Below are 229 nucleotides of genomic sequence, written 5' to 3'. Positions count from 1 at the left end.
CACGCGGCGTGACCACTGACGATGTGATCAATGACACGATTGGCGAGGACTGTCGTGTGAGCCTCACAGTCGAGGATGGAGCCGATGCCTATGTGATTGCCCGGCACCGCAAGCACCACGTCAACAAGAACCGCCTGACGCTCAAGCACAACGGCACCGATATCACCTACGGCACCGACAAGCAGACACAGGAGGCGGTGAATCGCATTGTCGGTTCATCCGAGTCCGT

Annotated in this window: 1 protein-coding gene; it reads left to right on the top strand. The window is 58.5% G+C overall.

What is annotated here, in order from left to right:
- On the top strand, positions 1-229 hold a 229-nt coding region (locus R0J88_RS24220), incomplete at both ends, for a hypothetical protein (protein ID WP_410901488.1).

Source organism: Pseudoalteromonas sp. SIMBA_162 (assembly GCF_046535955.1).
In the GTDB taxonomy this organism is placed as follows: domain Bacteria; phylum Pseudomonadota; class Gammaproteobacteria; order Enterobacterales; family Alteromonadaceae; genus Pseudoalteromonas; species Pseudoalteromonas marina.
This window is presented reverse-complemented; position numbering and strand designations above follow the sequence as displayed.